General features: G+C 71.6%; 16 protein-coding genes. 6 read left to right on the forward strand and 10 right to left on the reverse strand.

What is annotated here, in order from left to right; genetic code table 11:
- Nucleotides 1-84: 84 nt before the first annotated feature.
- Both crtI (BLW78_RS02355) and BLW78_RS02360 read right to left on the reverse strand, forming a co-directional pair.
- Nucleotides 85-1,614 carry a phytoene desaturase family protein gene (crtI, locus tag BLW78_RS02355; RefSeq protein ID WP_020090860.1) on the reverse strand — a complete coding sequence of 510 codons (1,530 nt, stop codon included), beginning with the start codon at nt 1,612-1,614 and terminating at the stop codon, nt 85-87.
- A 97-nt stretch (nt 1,615-1,711) separates the two neighbouring features.
- Nucleotides 1,712-2,560: a type 1 glutamine amidotransferase gene (locus tag BLW78_RS02360; protein WP_020090859.1), complete on the reverse strand. Its 849-nt coding sequence runs from the start codon at nt 2,558-2,560 to the stop codon at nt 1,712-1,714.
- Between the two features lie 197 nt (nt 2,561-2,757).
- Between BLW78_RS02360 and BLW78_RS02365 the strand changes: the two genes are divergently transcribed.
- Nucleotides 2,758-3,072 carry a hypothetical protein gene (locus tag BLW78_RS02365; RefSeq protein WP_020090858.1) on the forward strand — a complete coding sequence of 105 codons (315 nt, stop codon included), beginning with the start codon at nt 2,758-2,760 and terminating at the stop codon, nt 3,070-3,072.
- A gap of 55 nt (nt 3,073-3,127) precedes the next feature.
- Nucleotides 3,128-3,628, forward strand: a complete 501-nt coding sequence (locus tag BLW78_RS02370; RefSeq protein ID WP_020090857.1) for a cache domain-containing protein — start codon at nt 3,128-3,130, stop codon at nt 3,626-3,628.
- A 26-nt stretch (nt 3,629-3,654) separates the two neighbouring features.
- On the opposite strand, the gene BLW78_RS02375 is transcribed toward BLW78_RS02370, so the two are convergent.
- From BLW78_RS02375 to croR, 7 genes are all read right to left on the reverse strand, one after another.
- A complete protein-coding gene (locus BLW78_RS02375; RefSeq protein ID WP_042674036.1) occupies nt 3,655-4,863 on the reverse strand; it encodes an ABC transporter permease in 1,209 nt (402 codons plus the stop codon).
- Nucleotides 4,860-5,837: an ABC transporter ATP-binding protein gene (locus tag BLW78_RS02380; protein ID WP_020090855.1), complete on the reverse strand. Its 978-nt coding sequence runs from the start codon at nt 5,835-5,837 to the stop codon at nt 4,860-4,862. Before BLW78_RS02380 ends, BLW78_RS02375 begins: the two co-directional genes overlap by 4 nt.
- A 4-nt stretch (nt 5,838-5,841) precedes the next feature.
- Nucleotides 5,842-6,261, reverse strand: coding sequence for a DUF2141 domain-containing protein (locus BLW78_RS02385; RefSeq protein ID WP_020090854.1), 420 nt, complete (start codon nt 6,259-6,261; stop codon nt 5,842-5,844).
- A 44-nt stretch (nt 6,262-6,305) separates the two neighbouring features.
- Complete coding sequence (crtI, locus tag BLW78_RS02390) at nt 6,306-7,895, reverse strand: phytoene desaturase family protein (protein WP_026604568.1); 1,590 nt, start codon at nt 7,893-7,895, stop codon at nt 6,306-6,308.
- 232 nt (nt 7,896-8,127) lie between these two features.
- A complete protein-coding gene (locus BLW78_RS02395; protein ID WP_091676265.1) occupies nt 8,128-9,129 on the reverse strand; it encodes a helix-turn-helix domain-containing protein in 1,002 nt (333 codons plus the stop codon).
- A gap of 186 nt (nt 9,130-9,315) precedes the next feature.
- A complete protein-coding gene (locus BLW78_RS02400; protein WP_170855071.1) occupies nt 9,316-10,143 on the reverse strand; it encodes a TrmH family RNA methyltransferase in 828 nt (275 codons plus the stop codon).
- A gap of 1 nt (nt 10,144) precedes the next feature.
- Nucleotides 10,145-10,618, reverse strand: coding sequence for a 3-hydroxybutyryl-CoA dehydratase (gene croR, locus BLW78_RS02405; RefSeq protein WP_020090850.1), 474 nt, complete (start codon nt 10,616-10,618; stop codon nt 10,145-10,147).
- A 189-nt stretch (nt 10,619-10,807) separates the two neighbouring features.
- Between croR and BLW78_RS02410 the strand changes: the two genes are divergently transcribed.
- From BLW78_RS02410 to BLW78_RS02420, 3 genes are all read left to right on the forward strand, one after another.
- The gene (locus BLW78_RS02410; protein WP_091676268.1) at nt 10,808-11,413 is read left to right on the forward strand and encodes a cation efflux transmembrane domain-containing protein; all 606 of its coding nucleotides are present in this window, start codon (nt 10,808-10,810) and stop codon (nt 11,411-11,413) included.
- Nucleotides 11,414-11,457: 44 nt separating this feature from the next.
- Nucleotides 11,458-12,309, forward strand: coding sequence for a metallophosphoesterase (locus tag BLW78_RS02415; RefSeq protein ID WP_170855072.1), 852 nt, complete (start codon nt 11,458-11,460; stop codon nt 12,307-12,309).
- Between the two features lie 141 nt (nt 12,310-12,450).
- The gene (locus BLW78_RS02420) at nt 12,451-13,344 is read left to right on the forward strand and encodes a transporter (protein WP_020090847.1); all 894 of its coding nucleotides are present in this window, start codon (nt 12,451-12,453) and stop codon (nt 13,342-13,344) included.
- 183 nt (nt 13,345-13,527) lie between these two features.
- On the opposite strand, the gene BLW78_RS02425 is transcribed toward BLW78_RS02420, so the two are convergent.
- Nucleotides 13,528-14,973: a homospermidine synthase gene (locus tag BLW78_RS02425; protein WP_091676273.1), complete on the reverse strand. Its 1,446-nt coding sequence runs from the start codon at nt 14,971-14,973 to the stop codon at nt 13,528-13,530.
- A 376-nt stretch (nt 14,974-15,349) separates the two neighbouring features.
- Here BLW78_RS02425 and BLW78_RS31255 point away from each other — a divergent pair, with 376 nt between their 5' ends.
- Entirely contained in the window at nt 15,350-15,526 is a 177-nt protein-coding gene (locus BLW78_RS31255; protein WP_020090845.1) for a hypothetical protein, read from the forward strand.
- The last annotated feature ends 88 nt before the right edge of the window (nt 15,527-15,614 follow it).

Genomic DNA, 15,614 nt, shown 5'->3' on the forward strand with positions numbered 1-15,614 from the left:
TCCGGGGCGAGACCGAGGGCAGGGGGGCGCCGTGCGCGCCTCTCGCGCCCCCCGCACCGGGGGGCGGAGATGGCGGCGTCGCGGTCACGCCGAGGCGCGCAGGGCGCCGCGCGCATCCTGGTCATGCGCGTCGGCGGCGATCCAGCCCGACATCATCACCATCGGCATGCCGGGCCCCGGATGGGCGGCGCCGCCCGCGAGGTAGAGGCCGCGCACCTGCCGCGACCGGTTGCCGGGCTTGAACGCCCCCATCACGCGCCCGTGGGAGGCGAGGCCGTAGATCGCGCCGTTCAGGACCTTGTAACGCTCGTGGATGTCCTGCGGCGTGAGGTGGCGCTCGACGACGATACGCTCTTCGAGGTCCGGCATGCCGGCGGTGCGCTTGAGCTTGTCGAGGATCGTGCGGCGGTAGTTCTGGAACAGCGGCCCGTCCGGCCGCCAGTCGTGGTGCGGCCGCAGATACGGCGTGTGCACGAGGACGTAGAGCGCCTCGCCGCCCTCGGGCGCCACGCTCGGATCGGTGGAGGAGGGAGCTGCCAGATAGGCGGTGGGGTCCGGAGCCGGCTCGCCCTTGTTGTAGATGTAGTCGAACTCCTCCTCCGGGTCGCGGGAGAAGACGAAGTCGTGGTGGTTGAGGTGCTCGTAGCGCTTGTTCAGGCCGAGATAGAGCACCACGCCCGAGCAGGCCGGTTCGGGGTTCTTCTTGGCGTAGGCCTTGGCGGCCTCGCCGCCCACGAGCTCGCGGTAGGTGCGGACCGAGTCCATGTTGGAGATCACGGCGTCGTAGGGCGTGACCCCCGCGGCCGTCCGCACGCCCCGGACCGCGCCGTTGGCGGTCTCGATCCCGGTCACCTCGGTGTCGGTCTTGCACGTGGCGCCGAGTTCCTGGGCGAGCTTCGCCAGCCCCTCGGCGACGGCGCGGGTGCCGCCCATCGGGTACCAGACGCCGTCGGCCGTCTGCATGTGGGCGATGGCGCAGAGCACCGCCGGCGCGCCGTAGGGCGAGGAGCCGACATACTGCACGAAGTGGTCGAGCATCTGCGCGAGCCGCGCGTCCTTGACCTTGCCGCGGATCGTCGAGGCCACCGAGGCGTGCATGCGGAGTGACAGTACGTCGCGCAGCGTGCCCGGGTTCATGTTGGCGCGGATGTTGATCGTGTCGAACAGGTCCTCGACCGGCTTCCAGAAGAAGAATTTCTCGGACACGCCGTGAAGATGCTCGGAGATGGTGATGAACTTCTTGTAGCCCTCGCCGGTGCCGGGGGCGAAGCGCTCCATGTCGCCGGCCATCCGCTCGACGTCCTGCATCAGGTCGATATGCGTGCCGTCGTCGAAGAAGCAGCGCCACTGCGGGTCCAGGCGGCGCAGGTCCATGTAGTCGTGGACCGAGCGGCCGGACTCCGCGAAGATCCGCTCCAGCACCCGGGGCACGGTCAGGATCGTCGGCCCCATGTCGAAGCGGAAGCCGCCCTCGTGGAGCACCGCCGCCTTTCCGCCGAGCCAGCCGTTCTTGTCGTAGACCGTCACGCGGTGGCCCCGCGCGGCGGCGACGCACGCGGCGGCGAGTCCGCCGAGCCCGCTGCCGATGACGGCGACCGTGGAATCCTGGCTCATCCTGCTGGCTGGCTCCCCGGGCCGAGGAAGGCGTGGCCCGCAGAGCGAAGCTAGACCTGGGGCCGGGCGGGTCAACGCGCCACCCGGTCGCGGTCGCCTAGTGGCGGCGCTCGCCTGTGGACAGGCGCGCCAGGAAGTTCCCGATCTCCCGCCGGCGGAGCCCGGCCTCCAGCACTTCGGGCCCGACGCCGTGACGCCAGGCCAGGCGGCGCGCGGTCTCCGGGTCGTGGCCCTGGAGCGTCGCGACTTCGTCGGCATAGGCGGCCACGGCCCGCGAGTTCTCGGCGAGTCCCGCCTCGACAATGGCGGTGTCGCAGAGGCGCAGCATCGCGGCCAGCTCGTCGAGGTCGAGCTCGGGATGATACTGCGTTCCCCAGAACCAGCCGCGATCCCGGCGGATCTCGAGGGCCTGGATGCCGAGAACGCGGTTGCCGGCGAGTACGCGGGCGCCCAGGGGCGGCTCTAGGACGGCGTCGGAGTGGATCGCCGGGGCATCCCAGGTCGCCGGACGGCCGGCCAGCAGAGCGTGAGTCCGGCCCTCCTCGGTCGGGGTGATCGCCCGGGCGAAGCCGTATTCCGGCCCGCGGGGATTCTCGGCGGCGCGCCCGCCCGCCACCGTGGCGGCGACCTGCACTCCCCAGCACGAGCCGAAGACCGCGCGCCCGGCCTCGAAGGCCGCGCGCATCAGGTCGAGCTGCCGGTTCACGGCCGGCGTGCCCTCCGAGACCTTGAGGGTCGAGCCGGTGAAGATCAGGCCATCGAACTCCGCGAGACCCGCCGGCAGGGCCGCGTCGGCGTCGGCGGCGTTGACGTGCCGGCAGACGGAGCCCGGCGCGAGGTCCCGCACCACCGCCGCGTAGGACTCGGCCGAGGTTCGTCCGGTGGCCGCGACGTGGCGGTCGCGGGCAGCGCGATCGTTGCCGTCGGCGATGAGCAGGCGGAGCATGCGGGATACCGGGGAGCGCGGCCGTAGCGGAGGCGCCTCTATGTCGGTGCACACCGCGTCGCAGGAACGGCGCGGATCGTCGCGGGAGGCGGCCGCTGAAATCTGGCCCGACTCCTCCAAACGGGTGATGCGCCCCGCGAGGCCGGGTTTACCCCTGCCGTCTCGGACTCCGAGGAACGATCAGCGCGGAGGACAGGATGCCAGATCTCGCCGAGGTGGAGCTCTACTGCGCGGAAGCCCGGGATATCCTCGCTCACGCGGAGAACATCGTTGCCGACCTGGACCGGAGAGGTGCCTGCGAGGGGCACTGCCTGATGGCGAACCAGGGCCTCGCGGCGCTGCGGAACCTCGACCGCATCATCGAGCGGCACCGCAGGCGGCTGGCGTTCCTGGCCCTGCCCAACGCGGTCGGCCCGTCCCCACCTCCGTCCCCTCCGCGGAAGCGGAACTGGCTGCTCTTCCTCCGGCGGCGCGGCGGGTACGCGGGCCATGGCATCGAGGCGCATTCCTAAGGCTTCCCCGGAGGATCGGGCGAGCCACGCGAGGCGCGCAGATCCCCGCCTGCCGGTGACGCGGCGGTGCGACGGCCTGTCGAGAACCCTGCTGGTCGGGATCGTGCTGCTCGTCCTGGGGTTGGCCATCCCGGCCACCGCCCGGCGAGCACCCCCGCCGTTGCACCAGGCGGCCGAGATCGAGGCCCTGGTCAACAGGGCGGCCGACATGCTGGAGGCCGAGGGCGCGCGGGCGTTCGACGCGTTCCGGCGCAAGGGGAGCACCTGGCGATACGGGGACGTCTACCTGTTCGTCGTCGACCTGCGGGGGATCGTCCTCTTCAACGCCGCCCATCCGAACCGCGAGGGCCACGACCTGCTCCACGAGCGCGACGCCGACGGGAAGCAGTTCCACCACGATTTCATCGACGCCGTCACGCGGTTCGGGGCCGGATGGGTCGACTACATGTTCCCGAAGCCCGGCCAGTCGGCGCCGAGCGTGAAATGGAGCTACGTCTGCGCGACGCGCGTGGCCGGCGTGGAGGCGCTGGTCGGTGCCGGCGTCTACGTGGAGTAGCGCCGTCCGGGTCGGGACGCCGGGACCTAGGCCGTCCGCCGCGCCGCCAACGCGAGGGCGAACGCGAGACCGGCCAGGGTCAGCGCCGCCAGGACGCCCAGGGCCGGGGCCGCGGCGGAGAAGCCCTCGCCCAGGGCGCTCTGGTAGGCCTCGATCGCCCAGGCGTTCGGGGTGAGCCATCCGGCCTGCTGCAGCCAGGGCGGCATCAGGAACCGCGGGACCATCGAGCCTCCGACCGCCGAGAGCAGCAGCACCCCGAAGGTCGAGGCGAGATGCGCCTGCTGGCGCGAGGCCGCGAGCGCGCAGGCCGCGAGCGCCAGACCGGCCGCCATCGCGGAGACCAGCAGGCAGGCGGCCAGGAAGGCCGGCCAGTGCGGACCGATCTCGACGCCGTAGAGAAGCGCAGCGGCCAGGAAGATCAGTCCGGCCTGGACGAGCCCCTGCAGCGTCAGGAAGGCGAACTTTCCGAGCACCACGACGGGCAATCCACCCGGCCCGGCCATCAGCCGCTCGGTGAGGCCCGTCTCGCGCTCCTCGACCAGGGACATGGCGCCCTGCATGGCGGCGAAGAGCAGGAACACCGCGGTGATCGCGCCGGCGTAGTAGCTCACCCGGGCATTGGCGGTCCCGGACGCGGTGCTGCGGCGCTCCACCAGGGAGGCGAAGCTGAACGGTTCCTTCTTGGCACGCTGCTCGGCGAAGGCCTCGTCGAGGAACCGGCGCTCGTCTGGACCGATCTTGCCCGTGCGCTCGACGTCGGCGACGACCCGCGACAGGACCACGTCGGGCAGCGCCTCGTTCAGGACCCGCTGGAGCTGGCCGAGGGCGATCGGTGTCGCCAGCGCCTTGGCGGGGTTCTCGACCAGCACCACCGGCTGGTCCGCGGAACCGGGCGCGGCCTCAGCAGGGGCGGCGATCAGGTCTCCACGCAGGACCAGCGCCACGTCGACCTCGCCGGCCCGCACCGCCTGCGCCACGGCGTCGATGTCGGGCGCGGGCAGCCGCGTCACCCGGAGCGAGGGATCGGCCGCGAGCGCGTCGGCGAGGCGCTGTGTTGCCGCGGTGTGGACGAGGTCGGCCAAGCCGAGATGGATGCGGATCCGGTCGCCGATCGCGCCGGAGAAGATCGCCGCGAAGATCGAGAAGATCACGGTCGGCAGCACGAAAGCCATCACCAGCGCGGCCCGGTCGCGCAGGAGGGTCAGGAGCATCACCCGGAAGGCGGCAGCGATCATCCGGCGGCCCCGACCCGGAGCGGGGTGGCTTCGGGATCCGTCAGTTCCCGCGGGCGGAGGGCGTCGAGATAGAGCGTCTCCAGCCGCGGCGCCCGCACCCGGATCTCGGCCACCGGCACGTTCTGGGCGCGCAGGGCGCCGAGCAGCGCCGCGCCGTCGAGGCCGGCCCGTTCGACCGACCGCCAGACGAGGCCGCCAGCCTCGGCGGGCACGAAGCCGGCCCGGCGCAGCACGCCCTCGGCCTGTCCCGTCACCGGGCCGGTGAGGCTCAGCTCCCGCTCGGGCGCGCCCGTGCGCAACTGCGCGAGCAGGTCGGCGAGACGGCCGGCACGCACGACCCGGCCCTGGGCCAGGAACGCGACCCGGGAGGCGAGGCGTTCCGCCTCGGCGAAATCGTGGGTGGCAATCAGGATCGCGGTGCCGGCGGCCTTCAGGCGATCGAGCACCGCGTGGATCGCGGCCCGCGCGGCGAGGTCGACGCCGCTGGTCGGCTCGTCGAGGAGCACCAGCCGGGGCCGGTTCATCAGGCTCGCGGCGATGTTCACCCGGCGCCGGTACCCGCCCGACAGGACGCCGACCGGGCGCCGAGCCACGTCGCCGATGTCGGCCATGGCCAGGGCGGCCTCCACGGCCGCCTTCCGGTCGCGGCGGGAAACCCCCGCCAGCTGCCCGAACACGCCGAGATTCTCCGATACGGTCAGCCGCGGATAGAGGGCGATCTCCTGCGGCACCCATCCGATGGCGCGGCGGGCCTGTCCCGCGCGGTACGGGTCCGCTCCGGCCACGCGCACCGAGCCCGCACTGGGCGCGAGCCGCCCCGCCACGAGGCGCATCAGCGAGGACTTACCGGCCCCGTTCGGTCCAAGCAGCGCCAAGGTGTCGCCAGTGCCGAGGTCGAGATCGACCTGATCCAGCACCCGTCGGCCGCGGAGGTCGAGGCCGACGCCCGCGAGCCGGACGAGGGGGGCGTCCATCGGTTCACCGACCCGGCAGGGCACGGCCGAGGCGCACCCGTACGGCGGCGCCGGGCTCCCGGAGGGCGAAGGCCGCCTCGGCGAAGTCGGGTCGCGCCCGCCGCCCGACGGCCCCCGAGAAGCCGTAGGGCTCGAGCGGCAGGCCGAGGCCGGTGCGGTCGAGGCGCCCGTTGCCGTTGGCGTCCTGGTAGGCTGCCACCGCGTAGGTTCCCGGCGGGACATCCCGGAAGGTGAACCGCGCCCGGTCAGTGGTGGCCGGCGCGTCGTCCCCCCTGAGACACGACGTCTCCGAGAGACCGCCCTGACAGAGCGCGACGCGCACCTGGCCGCCCCCGGGCTCGATGCCGTCGACCTCGACCTGGACGGCGGCGGCCCATGCCGGCACGGCCGCGGCGCAGAACCAGGCCGCCACGGCAACCGTCACGCGTCCTCTCGGCCTCCGGAGAAGGCTCCGGTCGGTCGCCGCGCTCACGAGGCCTCGCTGGAGGTGGCCAGCGGGGCGGTGTCGGGGATGCCGGCCGCGGCGGCGGCGCGGGCACCGGCAAGCTCCTCGATCAGCAGCCGGGCCGATATGCGGGCTCCTTCGTAGATCACCGGCAGGCCCGAGCCCGGATGGGTGCCGCCACCGACGATGTAGAGCCCCGGTCCGAAACGATTGTGCGGCCGGAAATACAGCATCTGCATCAGGTCGTGGGCGAGGTTGAAGGTGGCGCCCTCGTGGACGGCGAAATCCTCCTCCCACTGGGTCGGGTCGATGATCCGCTCGTAGCGGATGCGGGACTCGAGATCGTCGATTCCGAGGAGCTTCAGCCGTTCCAGGACCAGGGCGCGGTAGGTCTCCCGCATCGCCGCCCAGTCGATCCCCGCCTTCAGGTTGGGCACCGGCACCAGCACGTAGAGGGCTGTGTGTCCGGGCGGCGCCATGCCGCCATCCGTGTAGCCCGCGTGCTGCACGTACAGGGACGGCTGCATCGGCAGCGTGCCCTCCGTGATCTCGCGGATGTTCTTCTCGTAGCCGTCGGCCAAGAGGATCGTGTGATGCCCGAGGCTGTCGGGCATTTTCCCCTCGAGGCCGAGATATAGCATGAAGGTCGAGCAGGAGAGCCGAGCCTTCCGGATCTTGGCGTCGCGCCAGCGCGGCCGGTGCCGCTCCGGGACGAGGGCGCGCACGACCTTCGCGAAGTCACCGTTGATCAGCACCGCGTCGGCGTTGAAAGTCTCGCCGTCCGCCACCAATCCAGTGGCGCGCTTGCCGTCGAACAGCACCTCCTCGACGTTGCTGTTGAGCCGGAGGTCCACGCCCATGCGGCCGGCCAAGCCCGCCATCGCCTCGGAGACGGCGCCGCAGCCGCCCACCGGGTGATAGACCCCGTGCTCGTATTCGAGGAACGACAGGATGGTGAACAGGCTCGGGCACCGGAACGGCGACATGCCGAGGTACTTGGTCTGAAACGAGAAGGCGAGGCGCACCCGCGGGTCGGCGAAGTGGCGCTTGAGGTCTCGGTCCACGCTCCGGCCCGGATGCAGGTAGGGCAGGGCGGCCAGCATGGCCGGGCTCGCCATGCTGCGCAGGGTGTGGAAGGCCTGTTCCAGGACCGGCTTGAAGTAGTTCAGCTTGGTCCGGTTCTCGGAGAAGAAGGCCTTGACGTTCTTGGCGTCGTCCGGCGCGAGGCGGGCGACCTCGCGCTCCAGGCGCTCGACGTCGCCGGTCGCGCGGATCGTTCCCGAGATCCCCTCCGCGCCCTCGAACACGAGGTGGTACTGCGGGTCGAGCCGCTCGAGCTTGACGTGGTCTTCCAGCCGTTCGCCGCAGCTCGCGAAAATATCCGCAAGAATCTGTGGATAGAGGAAGAACGTCGGGCCGATATCGAACCGGTAACCGCCGGGAGCCTCGACGGTCTTCGTCCGACCCCCGACCTGCGGGTCCTTCTCGAAGATGGTGACGTGGATCCCGGCCCGCGCGAGCAGTAGGGCGGCGGCCAGTCCGCCCGGTCCGGCCCCGACCACGGCCACCCGGCGTCCGGTCAGCGCCCGCAACCCATCCCCAGACTGAAGCAACGTCCCCGACTCCTCACAGAATCCCGATACCCCGTCCAGCCAAGCTAGCTTCGCATCATCGCGCGGCAATTGCAGCCGTTTGTCGCGCGCACAACGCTGTATACGATCATACGGTGGATACACATCCGCAAGGTTTCTCGACGCGAGCCGCGTCGCGGACCGCCCGTGGCCTCACCGGCGGCCTCGCCAGCGCCGGATCGCGTGTCGGGCCGTCCTCGGTGAAGTGGGCGCGTCAGCGCTGGCCCAGACGCTCGTACCAGGCGTGGGCCTGGGCGGGCGTCCGCTCGAACGTCCGGGTGCCGTGGGGCCTCCGCGTCTGGCGCCATTCCCGCGGCGTCACCCCGAATCGAGCGCGGAAGGCGCGGCTCAGGTGGGCGGGATCCTTGAAGCCGTGCTCGCTCGCCAGGCGCACGAGCGCCCGCGTCTCGAGCGGATCCTCCAGGGCGATCCGGATCGCCTCCAACCGCTTCTCCCAGACGCGGTGCATGACGCCGCCGACGTTCTGGAAGGCGCGGTACAGCACGGTCCGCGAGACGCCCACCCCGTCGGCGAGGCGGTCCGGCGATAGGTCGGGCGAGGCCAGGTGGAGATCCATCAGGCGCTCGACGAGGGCGACGAAGCCGGCATCCAATTCCGGGCCCTGCAGCACGTCCGAGGCCGCGGACGGATCAAACAGGCGGCGGACGAAACCGGTCAACTCACCCGCGATCGCCGGCTCGTCGTCGGCGGTGGCCGTCGGCAGCCGGCGGTACAGGGCGTGCAGCCGGGCGACGAGCAGACGGTTCCGCTCCCTGTCGAGGAAGATCGGGATCCGCTCGACCGCGCAGTCGGCCAGCAGGCGTCGCGGGATGGTCAGCCCGATCGCGCTGGAGCTCACCCCGCGGGCATCGAGTTCCCGGCCCATATTGGCGGCCATAATCCGGTTGCGCTGCTGCACCACCGGGCTGCCCGCGACGTCCCCGGACAGGCCACCCGACACGTAGAGCATGAACGTGAAGTGATCCGGCGTCGCCGCGGCGTGGCGGCGATCGCGGACCATGTGCTGGGCCGAGAAGACCATCCGGCTGGCGAGGATATCCCCCAGGACCGTGCAGGACAGGTTCCCGCGCGGCACCGGAGCCCCTTTGATCTGCTCGATCCGAACGATGGGTGCCATCAGATCGCGCCAGGCCGCGAAGGCCTGCGCGGGTTCGAGGGGATCGGTGTTGAAGTGAAGCGTCGGGAGACTCGACATGCGATCCGGCGCGGCGTCGTGACGGTCTTGAGATCTCAGCTTGCGCACACCCGCGCGTGGCGTCGAGATGTCCATGTGTTGCAGGCGGACGATTGTGTGCCGGCCCTATTTGGCGGCGTCCGCGCGGAGAATGCTGAGTTCAGGAAACGGCCGGCCCGGGCGAAGGGAGCTGTCGTCGCGGCGCGTTCACGGCCTGCCGAGGCGCCCCTGGCCGCGCGCGATGGTGTAGAGGGCGACGCCCGCCGCGGTGGCGACGTTGAGCGAGTCGAAGCCGGCGGCCATCGGGATCCGGATCGGACGCGCCCGGGCCAGCGTCGCCGCATCGAGGCCGGGTCCCTCGGTGCCGAGGATCAGGAGCGCGCGCGCCGGGACGTCGAGCGTGTCCAGAGTCTCGGTCGCCCCCGGGCTGAAGGCCAGCGGCTGGAGATCGAGGGTTTCGGCGAGCCGCAGCCAGTCCTGCCCTTCCGGCAGCCGCGCGAAAGGCTGGATCAGGGCGGCCCCTGCGGAGACGCGGATGCTCTTGCGGTAGAGCGGGTCGCAGCTCGCCCCGTCGAGGAGCACGGTGTCGGCCCCGAAGGCCGCCGCGTTACGGAAGGCGGCGCCGACATTGTCGTGATTGGTCAGGCCCGCGAGGCCGACCACGAGGGCGGGGGCGGGCGGTGGCGGTACGAGGTCGGCCGCGCCGGGCTCCGGCCCGCGCAGGCCGACCGCCAGGACCCCGCGATGGATCGGGAAGCCCGTCACGGCGCTCATCACCGCCTTCGAGGCGCCGAACACGGGCGGCGGCTCCGCGGCGGCGGCGATTTCGGTGGCGAGTCCGGGCCAGCGCTCAGGCGCGAGGAGGATCGATTCGGCGCGGAAGCGGCTGCGGCGCCTGAGGAGCAGCCGCAGGGTCACCTCGCCCTCGACGATGAAGCGCCCGGCGCGGCCCACGAGGTCGCGCTCGCGCATCCGGGTGTAGGGCTCGAGGCGGGGATCGTCCGGGTCGGCGAGGAGCTCCGGGACCGGAACCACCTCAGCCCTGGGACCGGTCGGAGCGGTTCGCCAGCGGGTCGGCCTCGGCCTTGGTCGGCACCTTCACCAGGGCCTCGCCGTCGAGGACCGTCTCACCGCCCACCGAGCACTTGCAGGCGAGGCGCGCGCGCCGCCGCTCGGGCATGAGTTCGGCCACCGTCACGGTGACGTCGACGACGTCGCCGATCCGCACCGGGGCGCGGAAGTTCAGGGTCTGGGAGATGTAGACGGCGCCGGGCCCCGGCAGGCGGGTGCCGAGCACCGCCGAGATCAGCCCGGCCGTGTAGAGGCCGTGGGCGATGCGGGTGCCGAACGGCGTGCGCGCGGCGAAGTGCTCGGACAGGTGGATCGGGTTGCGGTCGCCGGTGATCTCGGCGAAGCCCACCACATCCGAGGAGGCGATGGTCTTCGAGAGGGTCTCCGACAGGCCGACCTCGAGATCCTCGAAATAGAGCACGCGCAGTTCGGGCAGCATGACGCGGCAGACCTCCGGTTCCGGCCGGTCATTCGTCTCGTGCAGCCGGCTCCGGCAACGGCGTCGCACGATCCCGGCGGCGAATCCACCCGGACAAAGGCGTAACGGCCTCGAACTTTCTTGAGCCGCGGACAGGCTTTTCTCAACGGCCGCTCGACAGCGCCGCGCGCGTCGGCGAAGAGGCGTCCCGTGATCGCCGATGATGCGCCCCGGCCCGCGCCGCCCGCCCTCCGCCCGGTAGTCGCCCGCGTGGCGGCGCTCAACCTCGGCTATTTCGGCATCGAGATCGCGGTGGCGCTCGCCATCGGCTCGGTGGCGCTGATCGCCGACAGCCTCGATTTCCTCGAGGACGCGGCGATCAACCTGCTGATCTTCGCGGGTCTCGGCTGGAGCGCGCGCAACCGCGCCCGGCTCGGCACCGCCATGGCGGGGATCCTGCTCCTGCCGGCGCTGGCGGGGGCCTGGGCGGCCTACGGCAAGATCGCTGATTTCACCGCCCCCGCGGCACTGCCCCTGACCCTCGCGGGGCTCGGCGCGCTCGCCGTGAACCTCACCTGCGCGCTCATGCTCGCCCGGCACCGCTCCGGCTCGGGCAGCCTGACCCGGGCGGCCTACCTCTCGGCGCGCAACGACGCCGTCGCCAACCTGGCGATCATCGCCGCCGGCCTGGTGACGGCCCTCCACCCGTCCCCCTGGCCCGACCTCGTCGTGGCGGCCGGGATCGCGATCCTCAACGCCGACTCGGCCGCCGACATCCTCAAGGCAGCCGCGGCCGAGCGCAGAGCCGCGCGGTAGCGGCCCTCGGGCGGCCCCCAAGCGGCGACACGGCAGCGACCATCATGCGCATCTTCCCCATCTCGGACCTGCACCTGGAGCGGCGCCGCCTCGACCGGATCGTGCCGCCCGCGGAGCCGTTCGACCTGCTCGCCTGCCCGGGCGACCTCCACGAGGGACATCCCGAGCGGGGGCTCGCGGCGCTGCTGCACCTCGCGCAGGGACGGCCGATCGTGCTGGTGCCGGGCAACCACGAGCGCTACGCGCCGACCGGGGACCGGCGGACCGCGCCGGAGCTGATCGCCGCCCTCGAGGCCGAGGTCGGTCGCCTCAACGGGCTCGGCGCGCGGATCCATCTGCTCCAGCACGCGCGGAGCTGCGTCATCGACGGTGTCCGCTTCGTCGGCACCACCCTGTGGAGCGACTGGACCCTCGCGGGGCGCTGGCTCGCACCGGACGCGCCGAACCGGCCCGACGATCCGGTGGCCTACGCGGCGTCGCGCATGACCGACCCGGTGACGGGCTCGCGGGAGTATCTCGGATCGATCCGCAAGGCCGACGGCAGCCCTTGGCAGCCGGCGGACGCGATGGCGGAACACCGGATCGAGCGGGCGGCCCTGCACGCGGCGCTCCGGACCCCGCACGACGGACCGACCGTGGTGGTGACCCATCACCCGGCGAGCCCGCTCGCGGCCGACCGCTTCCGGGACGCGCCCGGCGTCCCCTGGTGGGTGCCGGCCTTCTACGCCAGCACGGCCCTCGACGACCTCGCGGAGGCCGAGCGGCCGGAGCTTTGGATCTCCGGGCATTTCCACGCCGGCCACGACCTGCGGATCGGCCGTTGCCGCTGGATCTCGAACCCGGTGGAGGGCACGACCTACCGCGGCGACTTCGTCGTCGAAGTCGAGGAGCGGTGATTTAGTCCCCTCGCCAAGAGAACGGTCTGTCGACGCCGTGCGATCGCGCACGGCTTGGCCGTAACGGCGGGATGCTGTCGGAGTGAACGCCCGTCAAACCCTGATCGGCCCCGAATGACGGGGCTCAGGTTCGGGGTTTTCATGGCCGGATTTAGCCTGACGTCACGTTGGGTCGCGGCGGCGGCTCTCGCCGTCTCGGCCCCGATCGCCGCCGCGTCGACGGCCACGACCGCGCGGGCGGCGTCCGCGGCGCAGCCGGGACAGACGGTCGGCCTGCCGGTGGGCGACCAGCTGCCGGTCGGCCTGTATTTCGTGAACCTGTCGAGCTTCGGCGTGCGCGGCACGCTCCCGCGCGACTCGTCGACCAACGTCAACCTGCCGACCTTCGCGTGGGCGACGCCCTGGGATGTCGCCGGTGCGCGCCTGCAGTTCTTCTTCACCCAGCCGGTCGCGGCGGCGAGCAGCCAGGGCGCGCCCTATCAGAGTGGCGTCGGGCAGCAGCTGCTGGCGGCCCAGCTCGCCTGGGACCTCGGCGGCGACGTCGGCTTCAGCTACCTGTTCGGCGGCTACCTGCCGATCCAGACGCGATTCCTGACGCAGTCGGCCTCGCTGACCCACCGCTTCGCGCTGAGCTACACCGGCCAGGGCTGGAACCTCACGGCGAACCTGCTCTACGGCGTCTTCCTCGACACGCGCTCGCCCAGTGGCACCCTCTATCCGGACTACATGAACCTCGACCTGACCATGACGAAGAAATTCGGTTCCTGGCAGATCGGCGCGGTGGCCTTCGGGTCGACGGACCTTCCTACCGGCGTGGCGAGCTACCGTCCGCAGGGCCAGATCGCGGTGGGCGGTCTCGTCGGCTACAATTTTGGGCCCGTGAACCTGCAGGCCTACCTCACGCACGACGTGGTCGAGCGCAATTACGGCGGCCGCGAGGTCCGCGGCTGGCTGCGCGCGATCGTGCCGCTGTACCAGGACAAGAACGAGGTCGAGCCGGGCCGCACCCTCGTGACGCGGCGGCAGGCCGAGTAGCCGAGCCGGCTGAAACTCTCCGAGCCGGTGTCATCCCTGGCATAGGCCGCGGGGCCGGGCGGGGGGACGCACGAACGGGGCCTCCGAGATCGTCGCATCTCGGAGGCCCCGTTCGTGCGTTCAGGACGGCGCCGCCGATCCGGCGCGGATTCGCGCCCCGACTGACGGGGCGCGGCGGAAGCCTCAGCCGTGCACCAGCACGTTGCGGAACTGCCAGGGATCGCTGGTGTCGATGTCCTCCGGGAACAGGCCCGGGCGGTCGGTGAGCGGCGTCCAGTCCGTGTACACGCCCACGACCGGGCCGAGATACGGGGTCTGGACCTCCAGGCAGCGGCGGAAGTCCATCTCGTCGGCCTCGACGATGCCGGCCTCCGGATTCTCCAGGGCCCAGACCATGCCGGCGAGCACCGCCGAGGTCACCTGCAGGCCGGTGGCGTTCTGGTAGGGGGCGACCCGGCGGGTCTCCTCGATGGAGAGCTGCGAGCCGTACCAGTAGGCGTTCTTCGCGTGGCCGTAGACGAGCACGCCGAGCTCGTCGATGCCGTCGACGATCTCGGTCTCGTCGAGGATGTGGTGCTGCTCCTGCACCTGGGCCGCCTTGCCGAACATCTCGTGGAGCGACAGCACGGCGTCGTCGGCCGGGTGGTAGGCGTAGTGGCAGGTCGGCCGGAAGACCGGCTTATCGCCCTCGCGCACCGTGTAGTAGTCGGAGATGGAGATCGCCTCGTTGTGGGTGACGAGGAAGCCGAACTGCGACCCGGCGGTCGGCACCCAGGTGCGCACCCGCGTGTCGGCGCCCGGCTGCAGCAGGTAGATCGCGCAGCGCGACCCCTTCTCCTGCTCGCGGGCGTTGGCGGGCTTCCAGGTCTCGTGCGTCCCCCAGCCCAGCTCGGCCGGCTGGTTGCCCTCGGAGACGAAGCCCTCGACCGACCACGTGTTCACGAAGACGCCCCGCGGCTTCGGATTCTTGGCGCGCTGCGTGTCCCGCTCGGCGATGTGGACGCCCTTCACGCCCAGATCCTTCATCAGGGCGGCCCACTCGGCCTTGGTCTTTGGCTCGGGCCGCTGCAGGCCGGTATCCTGGGCGATGTTCAGGAGCGCCTGCTTGACGAACCACGAGACCATGCCGGGATTGGCGCCGCAGCACGACACGGCCGTGGTGCCGCCGGGCTTCTGCGCGCGGGCGTCGAGGATGTTCTCGCGGAGCGCGTAGTTGGTGCGGTCGCCCTGGCTCTTGGTCTTGTCGAAGTAGAAGCCCGGCCAGGGCTCGGCCACGGTGTCGATGTAGAGGGCGCCGAGCTCGCGGCAGAGCTCCATGATGGCGCGCGAGGAGGTGTCGACCGACAGGTTGACGCAGAAGCCCTGGCCGCCGCCCTCGGTGAGGAGCGGGGTGAGCACGTCGCGGTAGTTCTCCGGCGTCAGGGCCACCTTCTCGAAGCGCAATCCGTGCTTCTCGGCGAGGGACCGATGCGTGTCGACCGGGTCGATCACGGTGAAGCGGGCGCGGTCGTACTCGAAGTGGCGCTCGATGAGCGGGAGGGTGCCGCGGCCGATCGAGCCGAAGCCGATCATCACGATGGGGCCGGTGATCCGGCCATGGATCGGGTGATGGGTCGGCTGGTCGGTCATGCGGGATATCCTCGTCTGGCGGACGCCGGGCGCGTCCGCTCATCTGCTCGCGGGCGGGTTATGGCGCGCGTGTGACAGTGCGGCGACAGGCCCGCGCCGCCGGAGCGGTGCCGGTGCGGTCCAGGGCCCGAGTCGCCGGAAACGCGCTCAATGGCGGCTTGCCCGTCGCCGGTCAACCGCGCCCCCATTACCCTTCGTTAACGCGCCCTCACCGAAACGTCGCGCGAAGTATGAATCCAGCGCATGCGTAACCCCATCATCTGCTCAGTGGCAGTCTCTTGGCGCGGGCCTCATATTGCAATGCAGCAAGGCCGCGCAGAGGGCCGCAGAGTTGGGGAGCGACGAAACGCCCGGGACCTCGCACCTGGAGTCCGTCATGCTCGCGCTCATCACCGCCCGGATCCCCGGCCCTGCCGTCGAGACCGCCGATCGCGATCCCGGCTTCCTGACCCTCGTCTTCGCGGTCGCCCGCACACTGCGCGTCGGCGCGGAGAGTGCCTTCGCCCGCCGCTGCGCGCTCGCGCGCTCGATCGGTGGCCCGAATCCTCTCTGAGACGCGCGCAACCCACCGGCGCCGCCTCCGGCGATTGCGTCGCCCCGGCTTGGGCATTAGGCGGCATTGCCGCCCAATGGCTCTCCGG

Origin of the sequence: Methylobacterium sp. 275MFSha3.1 (assembly GCF_900108435.1) — a bacterium.
Taxonomy (GTDB): domain Bacteria; phylum Pseudomonadota; class Alphaproteobacteria; order Rhizobiales; family Beijerinckiaceae; genus Methylobacterium.

Coding starts and splice junctions, on each gene's coding strand:
- BLW78_RS02375 (WP_042674036.1), bottom strand. CDS start 4,863: ATGATCGCTGCCGCCTTCCGGGTGATGCTCCTGACCCTCCTGCGCGAC.
- croR (WP_020090850.1), bottom strand. CDS start 10,618: ATGCTGCCCGAACTGCGCGTGCTCTATTTCGAGGATCTCGAGGTCGGC.
- BLW78_RS02395 (WP_091676265.1), bottom strand. CDS start 9,129: ATGTCGAGTCTCCCGACGCTTCACTTCAACACCGATCCCCTCGAACCC.
- BLW78_RS02425 (WP_091676273.1), bottom strand. CDS start 14,973: ATGACCGACCAGCCGACCCATCACCCGATCCATGGCCGGATCACCGGC.
- crtI (WP_020090860.1), bottom strand. CDS start 1,614: ATGAGCCAGGATTCCACGGTCGCCGTCATCGGCAGCGGGCTCGGCGGA.
- BLW78_RS31255 (WP_020090845.1), top strand. CDS start 15,350: ATGCTCGCGCTCATCACCGCCCGGATCCCCGGCCCTGCCGTCGAGACC.
- BLW78_RS02415 (WP_170855072.1), top strand. CDS start 11,458: ATGCGCATCTTCCCCATCTCGGACCTGCACCTGGAGCGGCGCCGCCTC.
- BLW78_RS02365 (WP_020090858.1), top strand. CDS start 2,758: ATGCCAGATCTCGCCGAGGTGGAGCTCTACTGCGCGGAAGCCCGGGAT.
- BLW78_RS02380 (WP_020090855.1), bottom strand. CDS start 5,837: ATGGACGCCCCCCTCGTCCGGCTCGCGGGCGTCGGCCTCGACCTCCGC.
- BLW78_RS02360 (WP_020090859.1), bottom strand. CDS start 2,560: ATGCTCCGCCTGCTCATCGCCGACGGCAACGATCGCGCTGCCCGCGAC.
- BLW78_RS02420 (WP_020090847.1), top strand. CDS start 12,451: ATGGCCGGATTTAGCCTGACGTCACGTTGGGTCGCGGCGGCGGCTCTC.